Genomic DNA, 19,010 nt, shown 5'->3' with positions numbered 1-19,010 from the left:
TATTATTTTTTTAAAATATTTTTTACTTTTTCAGTCGCAAGATAACTACTATCTGGATCTTCATATCTTAGGGAATAGAAACAATCTTTTGCTTTTTGCAATTGATTATTTTCATAGTACAAGATTCCCATTCTATAATAAGAATCATCGAAATATTCATAAGATTTTGGGAATGTATTAACATATCTTTGATAATAAGAAATAGCTTCATCATATTTGTTTAATTTTTCGTAGCATAAACCTGACTGATAAATAGATGATGATTTAAAAGTAGGATTTTTACTATTTTCAATTGCTAGTTTAAAATATTTTAAGGCAGTTTTGTAATCTCCAACTCTTTCATAGGAAATACCTTTCATAAATAAAGCTTCTTCACCTTGTTTTATTAATTTAGCATCTTCAGCCTTTTGTTTTGCATCATCTAATTCACTATTTGTTTTATCTAAATCTTCTTCTTTTTTAGATATTTCATTTTTTTTCTTTTCCAATTCTTTATCTTTAGCACTTAACTCATTTTCTTTTTCAGAAATAGCTTCCTGCTTTTTACTTAATTCATCGTGCATCTTGTCCAATCTATTCTTACTGTATATTGCTGTGACTCCTATAACTACTATTAATAATCCGGCTATAATGTAAGCCATATTTTTCTTTTTACTAAGTACATTTTTATGTTCTTTAAGTTTTTCTATTTGTTTATTTTCTTTTTTGGTAACTGCCACAGAAAATTCTTCTTCATTTATAGGATCATGATCTTTATCAAACAAATGATTATCTGCATCTACAAATCTAAGTCTGTCTAATAACTCTTCCTTTTCTTTAGTTTTACCCATCTTCTCATATAATAATATTAGTATTACATATGGTTCAATAAGTTCAGGATCTTCTAATATTAAAGAGTCAAATATCTCCATAGATTCTTCATTCATTTCTTCGTTAATGAATCTAATAGAGTGATTATATCTTTCTAAGAACACTTTAAATTTTCTTGAAGATAGTTTATCTACATACTTCCTTGATAATTCATTATTTCCATAGCATTGAGCCGTATAAAAACTTTCAAAGGCTTTTGCAAAGTCACATTTTAATAATTTTAAAAGTCCTCTTAAATTTAAGATATCTTCGTCTTTAGGATTAATTTGTAATGCCTCATCTACCAATCTAATAGCTGTTGTTATATAACTTTTTTGTGCCAATTCTAGTGCATTATTATATTTATTATAAGACTCTAGCTTTATTTCCTTTGGTAATACATTTGTATGTGCTTTTAACTCCTGTTGTAAATTAAGTATTGTTTCATCTTTATAGTTTGATGTAACATAAGACTGTTTTAATGCCTTTAAAGTTTCATTATTTTCATCTTCATCTATCTCAAAGAAAGTAAAGTCACTATTTTTTTCTTCAATTAAATCTATATTTAGAATTTTTCTAGGCATATTATCTATGTCTATTCTAATTTCTTCTCCTAAAATTTTAATCTCCTCCCTTACATTGCATATACTCTAAGATATCATATTTGTTATATTAAGTCAAAAAATAATATATCTACATATATTTTGTATAATTATATTTTTAGATATATTATACATTTGAAAAATAAAAAGACCTAGATTAAACTAGGTCTATAATTTACTCTTTTTCTACAGATATATCTTCTTCTTTTAAATCATTATCATTTTTGTTACTGTTACTTTCTTTGTCACTGTTGTTTTCTTTATTATCCTTTTCTTCATTCTTATCTTCATTTTTATTTGAATCCTTATTAGAGTTATCCGTAGTAGAAGAATTATTTTTTTCTTTTTCAGATGAGTTTTCTTCTTTTTGGGCTGGTTTTTTTTCTTTTTTCGTTCCTATTGCCACAACTTTTTTTTTTGATGGATAGAAGGAAGATGCTACTTTTTCCTTTTTTACTTCTTTTCCATTCTCATCATAATAAATTCTATAAGTTGATACAAAATAGGAATCTCGTCCAAACTCTAATATCTTTTTTTTTCCTTTTTCTAATGTTGGATCTTTTTCTTCTTTAGTTGGAGCTTTCGTTACTTTGTCTATACTTGTGCTAATTTTTATATCTTGATTTTCTTTGTTGTTTCCATAAACCTGACAAGTAATTATTCCATTATTGTAGTAATTTTTAATATATACTGGTCTATCATAATCATTTTTGAAAACAAAATCTAACCCACTATCAGATACAACAGCATCCCTACCCTTATCTACATATCTTGATGGTATAGAATGATTATATACATTTACTATGTCAAGACCTGCATATAAAACTGCATTATATAAAGTTGTAGAAACTTGGCATACTCCACCACCTACACCTTGTACAGCTTCTCCACTAACAATTACTGTTGCATTTTTATATCCATTTTTTACCGTTCTTAACCCTGTATGTTTATTATAAGAGAACTCTTCTCCAGGCATTAACAATACATCACTTGTTCTCTCTGTTGCTATTTTAATGTTTTCGATTCTGCCAGGACTTACATCAAATAAAACTGTTTGATAACTTCCAAGCAAAGTATTTATATCTTTTAGATCTTCTTTTTTAATTTTAGGTTCTACTTTTATAATAACTAAGCTCTCTTCAAATACTCCTTCTTGCAAAGATTTTTTTAAGTTATCAATTGTAGCGCTAATATCAACTTGTAAGCCCGCTTTATCTTGGCTAATTTCAATATTATTACCTGATACATTTATCTTTGCATCTTTCATACTTACATTAACTTCTTGTGATATTTCTTCAAGTTTTGAAGTTAGTTTAGCTTCATCACAATCAACAACTACATTTATATGACTTTTAATGCCGAAAGTAGATTTTAACGTATCTACAATATTCGCAAAAATATTTTTACTTCTATTAACTTTATAAGCATTATCTATTGTTTGTTCTATATCGTAATTTGTATCTATATCATTAGGATTAATATGCCATATTTTATCATTATATTTAAATGTTATTGTATTAATTTTGTATTTATTTAATATTTTCTTTTTTGCATCTTCCTTACTTAAATTTCCCACATTAACATCTTTAATATAAGTATTTTTAGCTATTTTGTCATTATTAATTTGCATATAACAAAATCCGAAAGTCAGAATTAAGATACTACTTAGTATAATAATAGCTAAATTTATTCCTTTTAAATTCTTCATTATGTGTCTCCTTGTTGTGTTACTTATGTTTAAACATGTTGTAATTTGTCATTTTCTAGATTATAAACAGTTTTGTCATAAATATTAATAATATATATGTCTTTAGGTTTAAACCAATTAAACCAACCTGTTTTAACCGTAAAATAATAGTATATATTGCCATTTTGTTTTATCATATTTTTTAATTCATCATTACTATATTTTTCTTGTTTGTCTTCATCTAGCAATTCTATGCTATTATAGTCTTTTGCATTTTCTTTTAATTTGTCCTCTAATATTGATTTAGCCTCGTCTTTATTTATAGAAAAAATTATTTGGCCACTATCTTCCTCTATTTTAAAGTATGCATCACAATAATTACAATTATAATCTTTTTTGTCTGATTTATATGAGTAAAGTTGTTTAGTATCAGTATCAATCAACACTTCGTTAATGACTTTATCGTTTTTCATTACCTCACCATAGTAATATCTTTTTCCATTTACTGTTTGTAAGTAAGACACTACGGATAAATCATTTTTATTTTCATTACTTCTTCTTGATATTAAACTTATAATATCACTACTTGTCATAGTGTAATTAGAAACGTATTTATTATACTGCTCAATTAGGTTATTTATTTCCTCTTCATCATAGTATGGACTTAAATAGCTTAAATATTTTAATGCTTCCTCATACTTTCCTTCACTTGCTAGACTTTTAGCTTGACTAATATAATAATCGTGCATAACCTTTATACATTCTTTTTTTGCATTTTCTGCTAAAGAATAATATTTTTTATCTTCTTTAAGTACTTTATCATAAAGCTCTATTGCTTCGTGATATTTTTTTATAGACTGATTTTTAGTTCCTTCTTTATATATTTGCCTTGATTCATAAAGAGATTCTATATTTTGTTTATACTCTTCTAGTCCTTCATTAACACCACTTAAAGAGGAAGTTATTTGCAAAAATGAAGATGCTGATTCATAGGTGATATTTTCCTCTTTGTACATTTCATCTACTCTTTTTCCCAAATCCATTAAATTTTTAGGATCAATACTTATAGGATTTAATACATTTACTATATTTACAAGTCCCATATATTGTTCTTTTGTTACCTGATTATTGATATACATATCTGCATTGTTAATAAGTAACGCGGACAACTTTTTAGATACTTTTTTATTAAATCTACTCATCTTAGAATCAGAAAATTCTTTTTCTACGTCATCATAGTAATTTTCTGCCATAGTATATTGTCTATCTTCTATATATGTAATTAAAGTATTAACCTCATTATTTATGTTAAAATTATCACTACTAAAATAAAGAACTATGAGTAAAAGTAATAATGCCAATGCTGAGAACGAAATTCTAACTATATTTCTTCTATTATCATATATTAAATTAACAACTTTATCATAAAATGCCTTAAAATTCATTATTTCTTCCTTTCCTATACTAATTTTTCCATAAACAAACTTTTATTAATTATAACATAAATGTACATATTTTTCATTTTTTCATTCTTATTACTCTATTACTTAAGAAGAAAACATATCTCAACAATACCCTAGGCTTACATATTTACAATAATACATTCACAAAAACTATACTTATATCATCTAAACTTCCACTTTTACTTAAATCACTTAATTCCTTATCATAATTTTTTTCTAACTTCATTTTTGAAAATATATTTTTATTATACTTTATCAAAGTATTATCTATATCCTTTAACATGCTTTTATATGAAACAAAGCTATTTTCAAATCCATCAGAATAGATTATTATGCTGTTTATATTCATTTCGTTAATTACAACTTTGTAAATTATTTTATCATAAGCCTTATCCTCTGCTAAACAGTCAACTATATTTTTATTATACGAAGGTAATACTTTTTTAAATTCATTATCTTGCTTAATTATAATGTCACCATCACCAAGCTTCAAATAAATTATATAATTTTTAGTAATCATAACCACCAGCAATGTAGTCCCATATATAAAGTAGTTGTATCTAAATGCCCTTGGAATCCTATTTTTAATATCTTGTTCAACTAATATTCTCCATCTATTACAAATTTCTTTTTGTAATATTTTATTATCTAATAAAGTTTTAATTTTTCCAATATCTTCATTTTCATATTTTTTTAAAGTTTCAATAGCCACTTCACACGCAAATTTAGATCCTAAATGACTATAAGTGAAAAAGTCACCACTATGACCATCTGCTATAGCACATATTAAACCATCATTTATATAATCAAATTTTAAATAATCCTGTGATGATTTATTTTTAATTATATTTTTATATCCTACTACACTTTTACTAAACACTGAAAATTTCATATTACCCCCCCTAGTCAATTTACTCTTATAAAATAATATGTTTTAAATATAAAAAAACCGCAAATTTATTAAAAATAAATTGCGGTTTATTCAAAGTACATTGACTATGATATTCTTTTTCTTTTTCTATGTATAGCTCTTTGTGTTTTTCTATCAGTTTTAGCAGGAACAGTTCTTTTTGATACCTTAATAGGTTTTGCAATAATTTGTTCCCATTTAAACGCACATAATATTATAGATGAACATACTATAGCCAATCCTACCAATATTAAATAATAACTAAATCTTATATTTACACCTAGTATTGCGTTAATTATAACTAGTATGAATACTACAGGACAACAAATTGCCGCCGACTGTACTGTAACCTTTAATATTCTCTCTCCCATTTTTTTTATGTGGTTAAACATATTTATGCCTTTTCCTATTAACCTCTTAAATATTTTCTTCATGCCCCTCACCTCAACTTTGTGTATATTTATAAAAATAACATTATATCTATAATAATAACAAACTTATACAATATTGGCAATGTTTATAAGTTATATTGTTGAAAAAAAAGTTATTTTATAATCTTATGAAAACCGATTATTTAAACATAAGCTTTAGGTAGTAAATAACTTAAATTCAGTAACATTAAATCTCAATAATTAATAAAATAAATAGATATATAATTTTTTTAAACGAGGTGATTTTATGGCATGTCTTCCAAACTTAGGAGAAAAAGCTCCTAATTTTAAAGCTAACACTACCTTTGGTCCCATAGAACTTTCTGATTATGCTGGAAGTTGGCTAGTACTATTTTCTCATCCAGGAGATTTTACTCCTGTATGTACTACTGAATTTATAGCATTTACAAACTTAGCTCCAGAGTTTGAAAAAAGAAATACTAAATTACTAGGACTTAGTGTTGATAGCAATACTTCTCATTTAGCTTGGGTATATAATATTCTACAAATTACAGGAATAACTATACCTTTCCCAATAATAGAAGATAGAGATATGAAAATATCAAAACAATACGGAATGATTTCCGAAGAAATGAGTTCTACATCAACTGTAAGAACAGTGTTCATAATTGATGATAAGCAAATTCTAAGAACAATTCTTTATTATCCATTAACTACTGGTAGAAATATACCTGAAATACTTAGAATTGTAGATGCTTTACAAACTTCTGATAAATGTAAGGTGAATACTCCTGCTAACTGATTACCAGTTCTAGTGTAACTGTAAAATCATACATATAATAGTGAATACTCATAAATAGTTATATGGCAATATGACTTTCTAAAACTAAAAAAGTATCCTAAAATTAGGATACTTTTTTGATTAATATATATTTATTTTTTATTATAACACTTTTTCAAAATATACTTTATTCCTTTATAAATAAAATAAAGTATAACAATTGATAATATTAACAAGAAAAAATAACTTATGCTTACTAAAGTTTTATTATCCATATATATCTCCTATTCTCTTGCATTTGTTATATCATAACTAAATTTATACGTAAGGTTTGTTCTTAATAGTGTAGGTAACTCTTTATAAATAACAGTTGTACCAGCTGCGCCTTTCAATGTGAATTTCACTTTAGTTATTGTAGAATACAGTTGGTTCACCTGGAACAGAACCAAGCCATTTAGATGCTGTTTTGCTTGTATATCTTACTCCTCTAGCATAGCTTGTTCGAAGCATCATTGGATTTTTTTGCTCAAATTCAGCAGGATCAATATCCGTTTCTACAATATCACTGTTATCTTCATTTAGTTGTTTTAATAGTTCATAATACTTTTGTTCACTATTAATTACTATAGCATTAGAAGTATCTACTTCATCAGACGAAACATTTTCGATATGTACATTCTTGAATTGCTCTTCGATTTTTTGCTTTTCTTCAAGCGTATCTAAGTTATTAGATTATGCGTTCGAGACAGCCGACATATAAAGATATGGATATTATTAATCCAGCTAAGAAAATCGATAATACATTTTTTGTTTTATTATTTTTCATAAAAACCTCCTTAAGTCAAAATATATGTAAATGGTAACATACCTATATTTGCCTAAATACTTACAATAATGTTAGATACTTCTTTCATTTATATTATATAAGAAATTAATAAATAGTTTTTATTGATAAATTTATAGTATTAGAAGGAAATAAAAATTATGAATATAAATAACTGTCTAGTTTAGAAACCTTGTCAACGGATAAATTTAAAGATGGTACTGGATTAGGCTAAAAAGAATGGATTAAAAATGATGAACCTGAGGAATATCCAGATAGTTATTATGAATAAATAGAAAAGGCTGGTAAGGAACTTTATTTCCCTACCAGCCTTTTAAAATTACACTATAACATGGATTATTAAAATTATGGACATACTTTAAGTGTCCTATACATACTATTATAGTACCTATATTTTATAAATATTTTTATTGTTTCATTTAAAGGTGGCTAACGGAAGGCCACCTTATTTTTTATTTCAAAACTATTCACTGAATTTACTATTGATAATTTGTTTTTAACGATTACTATTAAAATAAAGTAAAAGAGCTTAAAATGTATTAATTTTATTTTATAGCAACCCATATTTCACTATAAACATTTGATAAATCAGACATATCTCCATTAAAGGATATTAGTGGTGCATCTACTAGCTCATAACCTGAAGATGGTAACCACTCAGACACTATTTTAGCATGTGTATCCTGCATTAAAATTGGAAATTGACCTTCACATGAAAATATTGCCCATGTATGACTAGGAACTTCAACCACATCAAACTGGCCAAAGTCTATATCTAACGTAGTTATAGACCCTATTAAATGATCTAATTTCCCATTTTCTTCATATACACCATCATCAAAATTATAAGATGCATTAATTACAGTTTTTACCTCTGTATCTCTATAAGACTGTAATCTTTCTCTTTGCTCTTGTGTTATGCCTTGCGCTATTTTCATTATTTCTGGATTTTGACCTTCAAACACAATAGGAATTCTCTTTTTAACTCCTACTAATTTAAATGGATTTTTCTTTTCTATACGGTAATTCATATTACTTCCTCCTCTAATAGTTAATTGAAATGTCATGCTGGGATAAATTTTAAAATCTCTATAATTCTTTAATTCTGATGGATTAACTCCAAACCACTCTTTAAATGCTCTTGTAAAGCCATCGGCTGAATCATATCCATACTTTATTGCAACATCTATAATTTTCATTTTATTATTAATCAAATCTAGACTTGCTTCTGAAAGTTTTCTTTTTCTAATATAGCTACTAAGTGTCGTTCCAGAAAGGTAAGAAAATATCTTTCTAAAATGAAACTCTGATACTCCGGCAATTTGGGAAACTTTTTTAAAATCTATTTCATTTTCCAAATTTTGATCTATATATTTCATAGCTTTATTAAAATTATTAATCATATCCATACACAATCACCCCTTGTTAACATCATTATACTTTTAATTATTATCTATTTATCGATATTATCTATACAAAAACTATCGATTATAAAATTAATTATCTATTTATCAAAAGATATATAGTAAAAAATCCATTACCATTTAACAGATTAGATATAAAAACAATAATTAATGAAGGAAACTAAAAAAAGCCACCTTATTTTTTATTAATATACATATTTACTATTAAATATCATTTTGAAAAGTACTTGGCGAAACATCACCAAATAATATAATCATAGTATAAAAATGAGGAAATAAATGAAAAAATTAAAAATCGTAAACTTAGTAGTTAATATTATATCTCTAATTACATTTATAGCTGTATTAACTAAATCACTGGTGTGGTGGTAGAACATGAAAGAAAGAGAATTAAATATATATTTTAGTAAATCTGCTAGTGGAAGTCACACTCCAAGAATTTCACTTCCTACCACATGGATAAAGGAAATGGGGATTAAATGGTTCTACTCTTAGAAAGGCTCTTGAATACGGTAAAATTGTAGAAAATATTGATTGTAAGAAATTTGGTTCTTCATGGGTGATAAAATAATCTGTAATTTATAGAGAATATGGAAACCCAAAAGAGAAAATTGAAAGTAATAAAAGCATACAACTATACAAAAACATTATACATGAATCACTTAATAATCTAGTCATTCCTCTACATTCTGAACATTCTACCTTAGGCTCTATATAGTTATCCCATTTTCTTATAATACTTTCTTGTTTTTTCATAAATGTTTTCCCTTAGATTAGCATAATATTAATATTGTCACTGTAACTATTCAATAAATTGGAATTTTATTGTGGAATGTATTAAGATTATACATTTAATTACTCAACTGTAAATTTACTTAAATATGATTTAATATCTAAATTTCATATAAACATATTATTACAAATTACTCGAATAAAATTAGTGGTAATACTACATAATAATATCGTAATATAAAAAATAAGATAAAAAAGGAGACTTAACAATGAAAAAAAACGAAAGTATAGCTTGTGATGTTACAGAATGTAAACATCATAGCGGACAAGAAAATTACTGTGCTTTAGACAAAATCCAAGTTACAAAACACAGTGACTCAGCGACTACAATTGAACAAACTGATTGTGGAAGTTTTTCAAAAAAAAATTAATTTTAATACTGCCTACTTTGTTTAGGCAGTATTCTTTATTTAAGAAATTCAATTTTTTGTAATCCTCAAATAGGTACATTGAAAATAAACAAAAGCTATTCGCTATTCCAATATATTTTAATGCTTTTTGGTATCTACTCCATTTTCCATAATAATTCTTTATATGAAAAGTTCGTTATAGATAGTGGCGTATATGCAGTAGCAGTTATAGCACTTGAATAAGTTTGCGATACTGTCATTCCTCTTGAATCTGTAACTGTAATAACAATATTATTTACTTCTACAGTAGAAAGAACACCGCTAGTTAATATATTTCCTGATGAACTTAATTCGGACATAGACCCTACTTTAACTTTATAAGTTGATATATTTGCTACATATACACTTCCAGCTGTAACGGTTACTCCTACTTTTACTACTCATAATAATCTCTCCTCTTATTGGCCCAAGGCAATAAATCCCATGGAATAATTTATTTTAAGATACACATAATACTATTAATGACTCATACTTTCTTACCGCATTGGAATCTGTAGTACTTAACCTTATCAGTAATGATAAGGTTATTTGGTTTTTATAGGAATCCCTGTTCCCATAGTTGAATATTATTCTCCTAATCAAATTTACCTTTCTGACTTTCTAATTCGTTTTGGGTATATCCAGCGAATGCATTATTTACATTTCACCTGCACTCATTTTATATGAATTTTGTATACTTTTACTATTTTTGCTAACACTATTAGTAGCAATCCTATTTTGTAACTCAAATGATTTGAGTTCTTCATAGCTGGTTACATTCTTTTGTAACCAGTTATTTATTATTCCTTTAAGAAAATCAAAGTATAACTTCCCTTTATAGGTACATATAACCAGCACTTCTTTAAAAAGTTCTGCATCAATTTTTTCTGATATTTCTGTAATCCATTCAGCCACAATACCATTTATCATTCCTATATTTTCTTCTGTATTCTCTGTAACTTCCGTAAACTCTACACCTTGTACTTCATCATGTTTATTAGGTTCATATTTTACTATTAAATCTAAAACTTCTTCTGCTCCTTGAAAAGTTAATTCTTTTAAGTTGCATCCATTACTATTGCAGAATTCTTCTAACTTACTTATGACTTTTTTAGTATCAAAACTGAATAATTTTTTTTGAGCTGCATTTCTAAGATTATTTATTTTGTTTTGCATCTTTTCTATTATAAGATCTTGATTTGACCATTCCATGTTAAACCTCATTGTTTGTTTGAATTGCATAACGCTTGCAAGTTTTAATATTTTGCACTGCTAATATAGGACCTAACTTTTCATGCTTATAAACTACAATTCACATATTGTCTTTCTCATGCATAACTTGTATTAAGTTCATAACCAAAGGTGGTGATTTTATTAAAAACTACTATTTCAACAACTTTGTAGATGCCCATGGCAGACATGAAATTCATTCCGAAGGTTGTCCTTTCCTATCTTATTCATCAACTAGAACTTATATTGGCTATTTTTCTAACTGCGATGACGCCCTTAAGAAAGCAAAATCCCAATATCCAGGAAAATCATTCGTTTGTTTTTCGAGTTCTGATTCATGCCCAAAAGGTTAATTCTATATCAATAGGCTAAATCAATTTTTAGTCTATTGATATTAATCCATATTTATAGAACACTTTCTTTACCTCTTTGTGTATATATTACATAATTTTTTAAATTTTCATTTTGATATTTCCCTTATGTCATTTCCTGAAACTTTCTTTGCTTGCTCTAAAGTTTCGCCTTTTTCCCAGTCAATTTCACATACTAATCTTGAACTTGGTAAATCACAATGTTTTTTACTCATTAGTCGCACCTACCTGTCTACTAAATCCTTTTAATTTTCCATCATGTATAATGAAATACATTCCTAATGAAGCAAAATATATACACTACTTTAGCGTTATGCTCTTTATCTCAACTATTTTTAAATCCATTTTAAATTACCCCCTGCTTGTCCTGTTTTTATCTATTCAAGGCTATAGCCTTTTATCTTTTGAATATATATCGTTAAATACTAGTTTGTTTCTTTGTTGCTATTGAATAGGCCATCCTACTAGCTTTTTCAGATATATCATCTAGTATTATTTGCTTTTCTTCTTCAGTCATTTTTCTTCCTAGCCTTGCTTCATTTTCAGGAGATACTATAAATACTCTTGTCTTTCCGATTCTATACTCTGCATCATATTTCATATAAACACCCCCATATAAATACTTATGTTTATAAAAATTTGTCCTATTCAATTTAAGTTTTCTAATTAATTGCTTAGCACTTTTAAATTTATTAACAAAATAAATTTGTCCTTTTCCTGTAACCTTAGGTGTTTTGCTTATACTTACATGACCATCTGGATGAACTACATCAGTTTCTTTTATTTCAAATAGTCCTAAATCCATAGATTTTTGAGTAGGCATATTGTAATCAGTACCTTTTATTTTAATTAAATAGCCATTTTCTCTTAACCAAATAAATAATCTAGTACACCTGTGTTTATTCCATTTTGTTTTAATATCTTAGCTAACTCTCCAATCTATATAGATGTTTTGCTTGCACTTAATGCATCTGCAAACATAGCTTTTGGTTTTAGTTCTTGGTTTTCTATTTTTAACTGGTCTATTCTTTTATCTGCAAGTATTAATGCTCTGGCCATTACTTTTGCTGGACTGTTCCAATCTTTTTCTGTTTGTAAAAAATATCTTCTTGCCTGCTTTCCTTTTTCACTTCTTTGTATCATTGCTATTTCTTTAGCCATATCTAGCTTTAATATATAATCTTGCAATTATTGTCTTGCTTGGGTGTTAAAAACTTTACACCCTACATAATCAATTTTTTCTTCAAAATCATATTGTAACTGTCTATCAAACCAGTTAGTAAATCTTTCTGCCGCTTCTAAAAAATCATGTAATTCTCTTGCACTGAGTACTGGCTCTTGATTTTCATCAACTTCAATTTTTATTATGTTAATACTAACTACAGCTTGATTGTTTAAATCAGTATCATAACTTCGATATAAACTGCTATTCATTTTTCAATCCTCTCTCTTTATATATCTTCTTAATAAAATTTCATTCACATATTGAGAATTATATAGTCAAAAAAATATCTCTTACATTTACTTTAAATATTTCAGCTATAATTAAAGCTTCTTCTAACTTGAATTTTCTTTTTCCATTCTCTTTTTCACAGTAAGATGATTTTGAAATTTTAAGAAATTCAGCCATGTCCGACTGTCTTAAATCTCTTTTTGCCCTTAAAACTTTTAATTCTAAGTTTTTCATTTTTATCACCCTCTTCTATTCTCATTTTGTGAATTGTCGACTATTTTTAAAATTTTTAATTCATTTTTGCGAATTATTTTCACATTGTGCGATTTTATGGCTATTATAATATTATAAATGCGAATTAGGAGGGATTAAAATGCTCGCCACAAGATTAAGAATTGACAGGAAATCTTTAGGAATTAAGCAAAAATAAATGGCAGAGAAATTGAATATACCAGCTAATACTTATAATGGTTATGAAACTGGTAAAAGAAGTCCAAGTTTAGAAGTAACTAAAGAAATTGCTGATTTTTTAGAAGTATCAGTTGATTATCTACTTGGTCGTACTGACGAAAGAAAACCTAAAAAAGAAATTAACAATGCGACAACTATAGCTGCTCATAGACTTGGGGATGTCGAACAACTTCCAGATGATGCAATTGATGAAATAAATAACTATATTGACTTAATGAGATTAAAATATTTAAAAGATAAAAAGTAAATACCTTGGATTATTAGGGGGGAATATGGATAAATTAGAAAAACTTTTGCAAGTTGTATCTGCTGAAAATATTATATTACACTATGATAATTCTCTGCCTTATCAATTAGAAGGATTATATGTAAATATAAAAGATGTAGGTCCTGCTATTTTCCTTTTGAACAGTCTTAAGCAGAATAAATCTAGACACGTTGAGATACTGGGTGAAGAGTTAGGACACCATTTTACAAGTGTAGGGGACAGTATTTGTATGCTGTTACATAAAGAGATCAATTAGATATACTTAAGCGCGAAAAAAAGCTACCAATTGGAGTACTAATTATATAATAACAAATAATGACCTAATTAAAGCTTTAAAATATGGATGTAATTCATACTATGAAATATCAGAATTTTTAAACGTTAATGAATTTATAGTAAGAGAAAAATTTCGATACTTAGCTAGAAAAAGTAATACAGGCTATATTCAGTTAGATAGTTATAAGGTTATACTTACTAATCTACCTAATATTTACTTATATAAAGACTTATAAGAACGAGAATAAAAAATATTAATTCTTCTAGTTCTTATAACTATGTAAGTATATGTTACTAAAACATTTCCAAGTCTAAAAAGACTTGTTATGTATAAATATATCAAATTTATGGGGGTATTTTATGAAAAAAAAATTATTAAGTTCACTTCTAGCTTTAATGCTAACATTTATACCAGTTTATTCTATTTCTGCATGTAACTGGGATGAACCATCAGGGGAATTTTGCGATGAGTACGAGAATTTTAACGATTATGATTTACTTTATTATTATTACGATTTCGTATCTACACATTCTGGCTTTGATCATAAGGATATAAAGTTAGGCGAAACTGTTAATAAACAAACAAAAAACATCGCTACAGGAGGAATATATAATATTACTTTCAAAGAAACCACAACAGTAAGAATAAACTATACAGTTAATTCTCCAAAGTCAACTATACATATTTGTGATGAATACGGTAATGAAATTAATACAAATTATGGTGATGATGATATAATCTATGCAAATGGACATGACCTTGAACATTCAAATTATTTCACTTTCAAACCTGGTACTTATCAAATAGTAATTTTATCTGCAAAAGGCAAATATTCTTTAAAACTATCTAAGGCATTTAAAACTTTTTCAGTTAATTCTATAAATACTTCATCTACTAAGATTACTGGCAAAGGGTTAAAAGGTGCTACAGCAACTGCTTATGTAAACGGTAAGCAAATTGGTAAAACTACAGTACCTTCTAATGGTAACTACTCTATTAACATAAAAAAACAGAAACAAGGAACTAAAGTCACTATAAAGTTAAGAAAACCAGGTTACTATACAGAAAGTATAACAAAAAAGGTAAGTAGCGCTCAGTTTAACACATTTACTGTTAACTCTATAAAATCTGCATCCACTAAAATAACTGGAAAAGGTTTAAAAGATGCTACTGTTAGAGCTTATGTTGGCAAAAAACAAATAGGTAAATCTACAGTTAAAAGCAATAATACATATTCTATAAAAATACCAAAACAGAAAAAAGGTAAAAAAGTTACTGTTAAAATAAGCAAATCTGGATATACTACAAAATCAAAATCTGTAACTGTAAAATCTTCATCTACTAGTTCAAGCAGCAAATATGTTTATTGGAATGGTGGCTCTTCGAGATCAAAAATTTATCATAAAACTTCAAAGGCACATGGTATGAAGGGCGCTGTTAAGATGACAGAAAAGCAAGCTAAATCTAGAGGTTATAGAGCTTGTAAAAGTTGTTGGTAGTTTTTAATTATATAAAAAACAATATAGTTTTAATAATTTAATATTCAAGATTACTAAATAAATGTAATCCCATATTATAGTACTTTTTTATTTTACTTATATATCTAATATTTATTTGTATAAATTTTTATAAAAACCGTTAATTTAATAATGTAATTTAGAGCAGTTAAATCTGCTCTTTTTTGTGTAAAAATCAATATTTTTTACCATGTTAATATTTGCAATATTTCTTATATTTTATGATAAATAATGTTATGTATTAAACAAATAATAAGTATAACAATACTATTCTTTTGGGAGGAATTAATAAAATGAAAAAACTTTTCGCACTTACGCTCTGTTTTATATTAGTTTCTACAAATATATCTTTTGCCAATACAAATAACATCACAGTTTCTACAAACATATCTTCTGCCAATACGAATAACATCGCAAATGCTATAAAAGACATTGAAATGGTCAATAACTCAATAAAGATTATGATAAAAAAAATAGTTGGAGATGACGCTCTTGATACTGAAGAAATAAGAAAGGACATAGCTTTTGCTGAATCTATACTAGGAGAACAGTCAAGTAAAATATCAACTTTGTTTTTGAAAGAATCTGATTTTCAGCTTCGAAGAACATACTCTACTATCTTATTTGCAATATCTCTATATCAGTTAAGTTTAAGTAGCATGTTGGTATATGTTAATGATACCAATAAAGTAGACTATTTTATTGATACATGTACATCTTATTCAGCAGGAGAGAATTCATTAGAAATCCTTAAATCGGATAATAATTAAAAATAAAAAAGCATTAATTTAAATTTTGTTATGTTAATGTGTAAAATTAGTAAAATTTAGTGAATATTTATCTTAAAAGATGTATAATAATATAAAAAGGAACTATAAATCTATGTGGTGTAGAGTAATGGTTCCCGAAAATAAGCTAATAACTTAATTGTTAAGACCACTATCGACCCATATTCGAGTAGTGGTTTTTTACTTTTTTGTATATGTAGCAATCACTGCGCAGATAGCCGTTGCAACTATTCCAGCAAGTACATTCAATAAAAAAGCCTCCATATTATCACCCCCTTTCATGAAGGTAAATAATATGAGAACCACCACTCTATAGATTTATAATTCCTAATTTAAAGTATAATCTCATTCAATTCTTTTTTCATCTAAATATTTAAAATATATTACTTTAATTATTATTATACTTTGTAACCATATTTCTCAACTTATACTTCTCTACTCTATTTTATGCTACTTTTCATACCTGACTAACAGCACTTCATATCAGTTTCAGTAATTATTTTCCATTAAAAATCTTTTCATTTTGTGTTATTATGTGCATATAGAATTTAATCTGGAGGTCTATAAAATGAAACATGATTACAATAATAATCATGTGCTTCAAAATACTATATTGATAATAATTGTATTTACATTATTATTGGGATATTTAAGTCAATACGATTTAAAATTATTATTAGTAGATATTTTTAATGGCAGAATTTCTATGTTATTTAAATAGACTAACTAAGAAGCACATCGCATTCTCTTATTATTTATTAATAGAGATGCTATAATAGATGTGTAAAATTAATAAAATAGATTTTCTGAGTACTTTATAAAAAGTACTTTTTTTATTTACCTTAAAACTTTGTATTTAAGCCATTCTTTCAAATTCCACATTGCAATTTTTTAAAATTTTTTATTTTGATTAATTTTATTAATTATTGCATCTTATTAACTTTTTTATTTTCTACTTCTCTGTTCTAACTGTATTTTACACATTATATAATTATCTTGAAAGGTGGTTTTATAATGAAAACGTGTATATATTTAAGAAAATCTCGTGCTGATATTGAAGCAGAAAAAGAAGGGGAATATGAAACTCTTCATAGACATAAGACTACTCTTTTGAAAGTTGCTAAGGAGAGAAAATTAAATATAGTTGATATAAAAGAGGAACTGGTTTCTGGGGAATATGTTGAACATAGACCTCGTATGATAGAACTTTTGGAAGAAGTGAGAAATAAAAAATATGACGCTGTTCTTGTTATGGATCTTGATAGACTTGGCCGTGGTAACATGCAGGACCAGGGATTAATTTTAGATACATTTAAAAACTCTAAAACTAAAATCATCACTCCTCGTAAAATTTATAATCTAGATGATGAGTTTGATGAAGAATATTCAGAGTTCGAAGCATTTATGGCTAGGAAGGAATTAAAGCTTATTAATAGACGTTTGCAACGTGGTAGAGCTAAAAGCATAGAGGAGGGCAAATATATTAGTCCTAATGCTCCTTATGGATATGAGTTTAAGTATGATGATAAAGGTAAAAAGTATCTTGCTATAAACGAAGAACAAGCTGCAGCAGTTAGATTAGTATTTAGTATGTACTTAGAAAATAAAGGTGCTACTAAAATTGCTAACAAGCTAAATGCTCTAGGTTATGAAACAAATAATCATATTGAATTTAAAGCAAAGGCTGTAAGGGATATATTAAGTAATATAACTTACTGTGGCTATGTCAAATGGAAGACTATAGATAGAAAAAACCATAGTAGACTTCGTCCTGATGGTGAACAGATTATAGCAAAAGGATATCATGAGCCTATTATTGATGAATTTACATTTAATAGGGTCCAAGAAATAAGAAAAGGTAAGTATATTAGTCCAAGTAAAAATAAAGTTTCCAATCCTTTAGCTGGTATAGTTGTTTGTAAAAAATGTGGTCATAATATAATACAAAAAATTTCTAGAGGCAGAACATATCTTTGGTGTAGACATTGTGATAATAAATCTAGCTCTATAGATTATGTAGAGGATGCAATTATAAACTCCTTAGAAGGCTGGTTAGAAAATTACAAAGTAAAAATAGATTTAAAAGATGATACAAAAGAAATAGATAAAATAAAATTTGAATTAAAAAAATTACAAAGAGAATTAAAAGAAACTGAAAAACAAAAAGGTAAATTATATGATTTTCTAGAACGTGGAATTTATGATGATAAAACTTTCTTAGAGAGATCTACTGTTTTAGGCTCCAGAATAGATGATTTAAAAAATCAAATATCAGAATGTAATTTATCTATAATTTCTTACAAAGATAATTTACAAGCTAAAAAACAAATAATCCCTTCTCTAGAAAGGGTTTTATATAACTACTCTCGTTCTAATGATGCAAAGGAACAGAATTTATTACTAAAATCTGTGTTAGATAAAGTTTTATATGAAAAATCTAAAAATGCAAGCAAAGATGATTTCATTTTAGAAGTACATCCAAAATTACCAAAATAGCACTTA

The 19,010-nt window shown here is 26.7% G+C and carries 22 protein-coding genes; 8 read left to right on the top strand and 14 right to left on the bottom strand.

Annotated features, from left to right (window positions below):
- Positions 1–2: 2 nt before the first annotated feature.
- The 5 genes from K0040_RS07620 to K0040_RS07600 all read right to left on the bottom strand — a co-directional run bounded on the left by K0040_RS07620 (position 3) and on the right by K0040_RS07600 (position 5,945).
- Entirely contained in the window at positions 3–1,433 is a 1,431-nt protein-coding gene (locus K0040_RS07620; RefSeq protein WP_228108324.1) for a tetratricopeptide repeat protein, read from the bottom strand.
- 193 nt (positions 1,434–1,626) lie between these two features.
- Entirely contained in the window at positions 1,627–3,159 is a 1,533-nt protein-coding gene (locus K0040_RS07615) for a VanW family protein (protein ID WP_228108323.1), read from the bottom strand.
- Between the two features lie 29 nt (positions 3,160–3,188).
- Positions 3,189–4,583, bottom strand: a complete 1,395-nt coding sequence (locus K0040_RS07610; RefSeq protein ID WP_228108322.1) for a tetratricopeptide repeat protein — start codon at positions 4,581–4,583, stop codon at positions 3,189–3,191.
- Positions 4,584–4,728: 145 nt separating this feature from the next.
- Positions 4,729–5,493 carry a protein phosphatase 2C domain-containing protein gene (locus K0040_RS07605; protein WP_228108321.1) on the bottom strand — a complete coding sequence of 255 codons (765 nt, stop codon included), beginning with the start codon at positions 5,491–5,493 and terminating at the stop codon, positions 4,729–4,731.
- Between the two features lie 104 nt (positions 5,494–5,597).
- The gene (locus K0040_RS07600) at positions 5,598–5,945 is read right to left on the bottom strand and encodes a hypothetical protein (protein WP_228108320.1); all 348 of its coding nucleotides are present in this window, start codon (positions 5,943–5,945) and stop codon (positions 5,598–5,600) included.
- Between the two features lie 244 nt (positions 5,946–6,189).
- On the opposite strand from K0040_RS07600, the gene K0040_RS07595 reads away from it, so the two are divergent.
- Positions 6,190–6,705, top strand: a complete 516-nt coding sequence (locus K0040_RS07595; RefSeq protein ID WP_148557567.1) for a peroxiredoxin — start codon at positions 6,190–6,192, stop codon at positions 6,703–6,705.
- Positions 6,706–8,073: 1,368 nt separating this feature from the next.
- On the opposite strand, the gene K0040_RS07590 is transcribed toward K0040_RS07595, so the two are convergent.
- Together K0040_RS07590 and K0040_RS07585 are read right to left on the bottom strand one after the other, a co-directional pair.
- Positions 8,074–8,937 carry an AraC family transcriptional regulator gene (locus tag K0040_RS07590; RefSeq protein WP_228108319.1) on the bottom strand — a complete coding sequence of 288 codons (864 nt, stop codon included), beginning with the start codon at positions 8,935–8,937 and terminating at the stop codon, positions 8,074–8,076.
- Positions 8,938–9,531: 594 nt separating this feature from the next.
- The gene (locus K0040_RS07585; RefSeq protein WP_228108318.1) at positions 9,532–9,708 is read right to left on the bottom strand and encodes a hypothetical protein; all 177 of its coding nucleotides are present in this window, start codon (positions 9,706–9,708) and stop codon (positions 9,532–9,534) included.
- A gap of 245 nt (positions 9,709–9,953) precedes the next feature.
- Between K0040_RS07585 and K0040_RS07580 the strand changes: the two genes are divergently transcribed.
- Entirely contained in the window at positions 9,954–10,115 is a 162-nt protein-coding gene (locus K0040_RS07580; protein WP_228108317.1) for a DUF1540 domain-containing protein, read from the top strand.
- Between the two features lie 134 nt (positions 10,116–10,249).
- On the opposite strand, the gene K0040_RS07575 is transcribed toward K0040_RS07580, so the two are convergent.
- The 7 genes from K0040_RS07575 to K0040_RS07560 form a co-directional block, all read right to left on the bottom strand.
- Positions 10,250–10,453: a hypothetical protein gene (locus K0040_RS07575; protein ID WP_228108316.1), complete on the bottom strand. Its 204-nt coding sequence runs from the start codon at positions 10,451–10,453 to the stop codon at positions 10,250–10,252.
- Between the two features lie 337 nt (positions 10,454–10,790).
- Positions 10,791–11,345 carry a DnaD domain-containing protein gene (locus K0040_RS07570; protein ID WP_228108315.1) on the bottom strand — a complete coding sequence of 185 codons (555 nt, stop codon included), beginning with the start codon at positions 11,343–11,345 and terminating at the stop codon, positions 10,791–10,793.
- A gap of 478 nt (positions 11,346–11,823) precedes the next feature.
- The gene (locus K0040_RS20680; RefSeq protein WP_265588829.1) at positions 11,824–11,949 is read right to left on the bottom strand and encodes a hypothetical protein; all 126 of its coding nucleotides are present in this window, start codon (positions 11,947–11,949) and stop codon (positions 11,824–11,826) included.
- 203 nt (positions 11,950–12,152) lie between these two features.
- The gene (locus tag K0040_RS21470) at positions 12,153–12,578 is read right to left on the bottom strand and encodes a phage antirepressor KilAC domain-containing protein (protein ID WP_331476286.1); all 426 of its coding nucleotides are present in this window, start codon (positions 12,576–12,578) and stop codon (positions 12,153–12,155) included.
- 95 nt (positions 12,579–12,673) lie between these two features.
- The gene (locus K0040_RS21465; protein ID WP_331476284.1) at positions 12,674–12,922 is read right to left on the bottom strand and encodes an antA/AntB antirepressor family protein; all 249 of its coding nucleotides are present in this window, start codon (positions 12,920–12,922) and stop codon (positions 12,674–12,676) included.
- The gene (locus K0040_RS21460; RefSeq protein ID WP_331476283.1) at positions 12,923–13,168 is read right to left on the bottom strand and encodes an antA/AntB antirepressor family protein; all 246 of its coding nucleotides are present in this window, start codon (positions 13,166–13,168) and stop codon (positions 12,923–12,925) included.
- A 58-nt stretch (positions 13,169–13,226) separates the two neighbouring features.
- Positions 13,227–13,421, bottom strand: a complete 195-nt coding sequence (locus K0040_RS07560) for a helix-turn-helix transcriptional regulator (protein WP_228108314.1) — start codon at positions 13,419–13,421, stop codon at positions 13,227–13,229.
- A gap of 196 nt (positions 13,422–13,617) precedes the next feature.
- Between K0040_RS07560 and K0040_RS07555 the strand changes: the two genes are divergently transcribed.
- From K0040_RS07555 to K0040_RS07530, 6 genes are all read left to right on the top strand, one after another.
- Positions 13,618–13,905 carry a helix-turn-helix domain-containing protein gene (locus K0040_RS07555; RefSeq protein ID WP_228108313.1) on the top strand — a complete coding sequence of 96 codons (288 nt, stop codon included), beginning with the start codon at positions 13,618–13,620 and terminating at the stop codon, positions 13,903–13,905.
- A gap of 25 nt (positions 13,906–13,930) precedes the next feature.
- The gene (locus tag K0040_RS07550) at positions 13,931–14,182 is read left to right on the top strand and encodes a hypothetical protein (RefSeq protein ID WP_228108312.1); all 252 of its coding nucleotides are present in this window, start codon (positions 13,931–13,933) and stop codon (positions 14,180–14,182) included.
- 380 nt (positions 14,183–14,562) lie between these two features.
- Positions 14,563–15,702 carry an Ig-like domain-containing protein gene (locus K0040_RS07545; RefSeq protein ID WP_228108311.1) on the top strand — a complete coding sequence of 380 codons (1,140 nt, stop codon included), beginning with the start codon at positions 14,563–14,565 and terminating at the stop codon, positions 15,700–15,702.
- Between the two features lie 311 nt (positions 15,703–16,013).
- Positions 16,014–16,490 carry a hypothetical protein gene (locus K0040_RS07540; protein ID WP_228108310.1) on the top strand — a complete coding sequence of 159 codons (477 nt, stop codon included), beginning with the start codon at positions 16,014–16,016 and terminating at the stop codon, positions 16,488–16,490.
- Between the two features lie 586 nt (positions 16,491–17,076).
- On the top strand, positions 17,077–17,229 hold the full coding sequence (locus K0040_RS07535) for a hypothetical protein (protein ID WP_228108309.1): 153 nt from the start codon (positions 17,077–17,079) through the stop codon (positions 17,227–17,229).
- Between the two features lie 293 nt (positions 17,230–17,522).
- Entirely contained in the window at positions 17,523–19,004 is a 1,482-nt protein-coding gene (locus K0040_RS07530) for a recombinase family protein (RefSeq protein WP_228108308.1), read from the top strand.
- Positions 19,005–19,010 lie beyond the last annotated feature (6 nt).

Origin of the sequence: Terrisporobacter petrolearius, from assembly GCF_020748185.1 — a bacterium.
Taxonomy (GTDB): Bacteria; Bacillota; Clostridia; order Peptostreptococcales; family Peptostreptococcaceae; genus Terrisporobacter; species Terrisporobacter petrolearius.
This window is presented reverse-complemented; position numbering and strand designations above follow the sequence as displayed.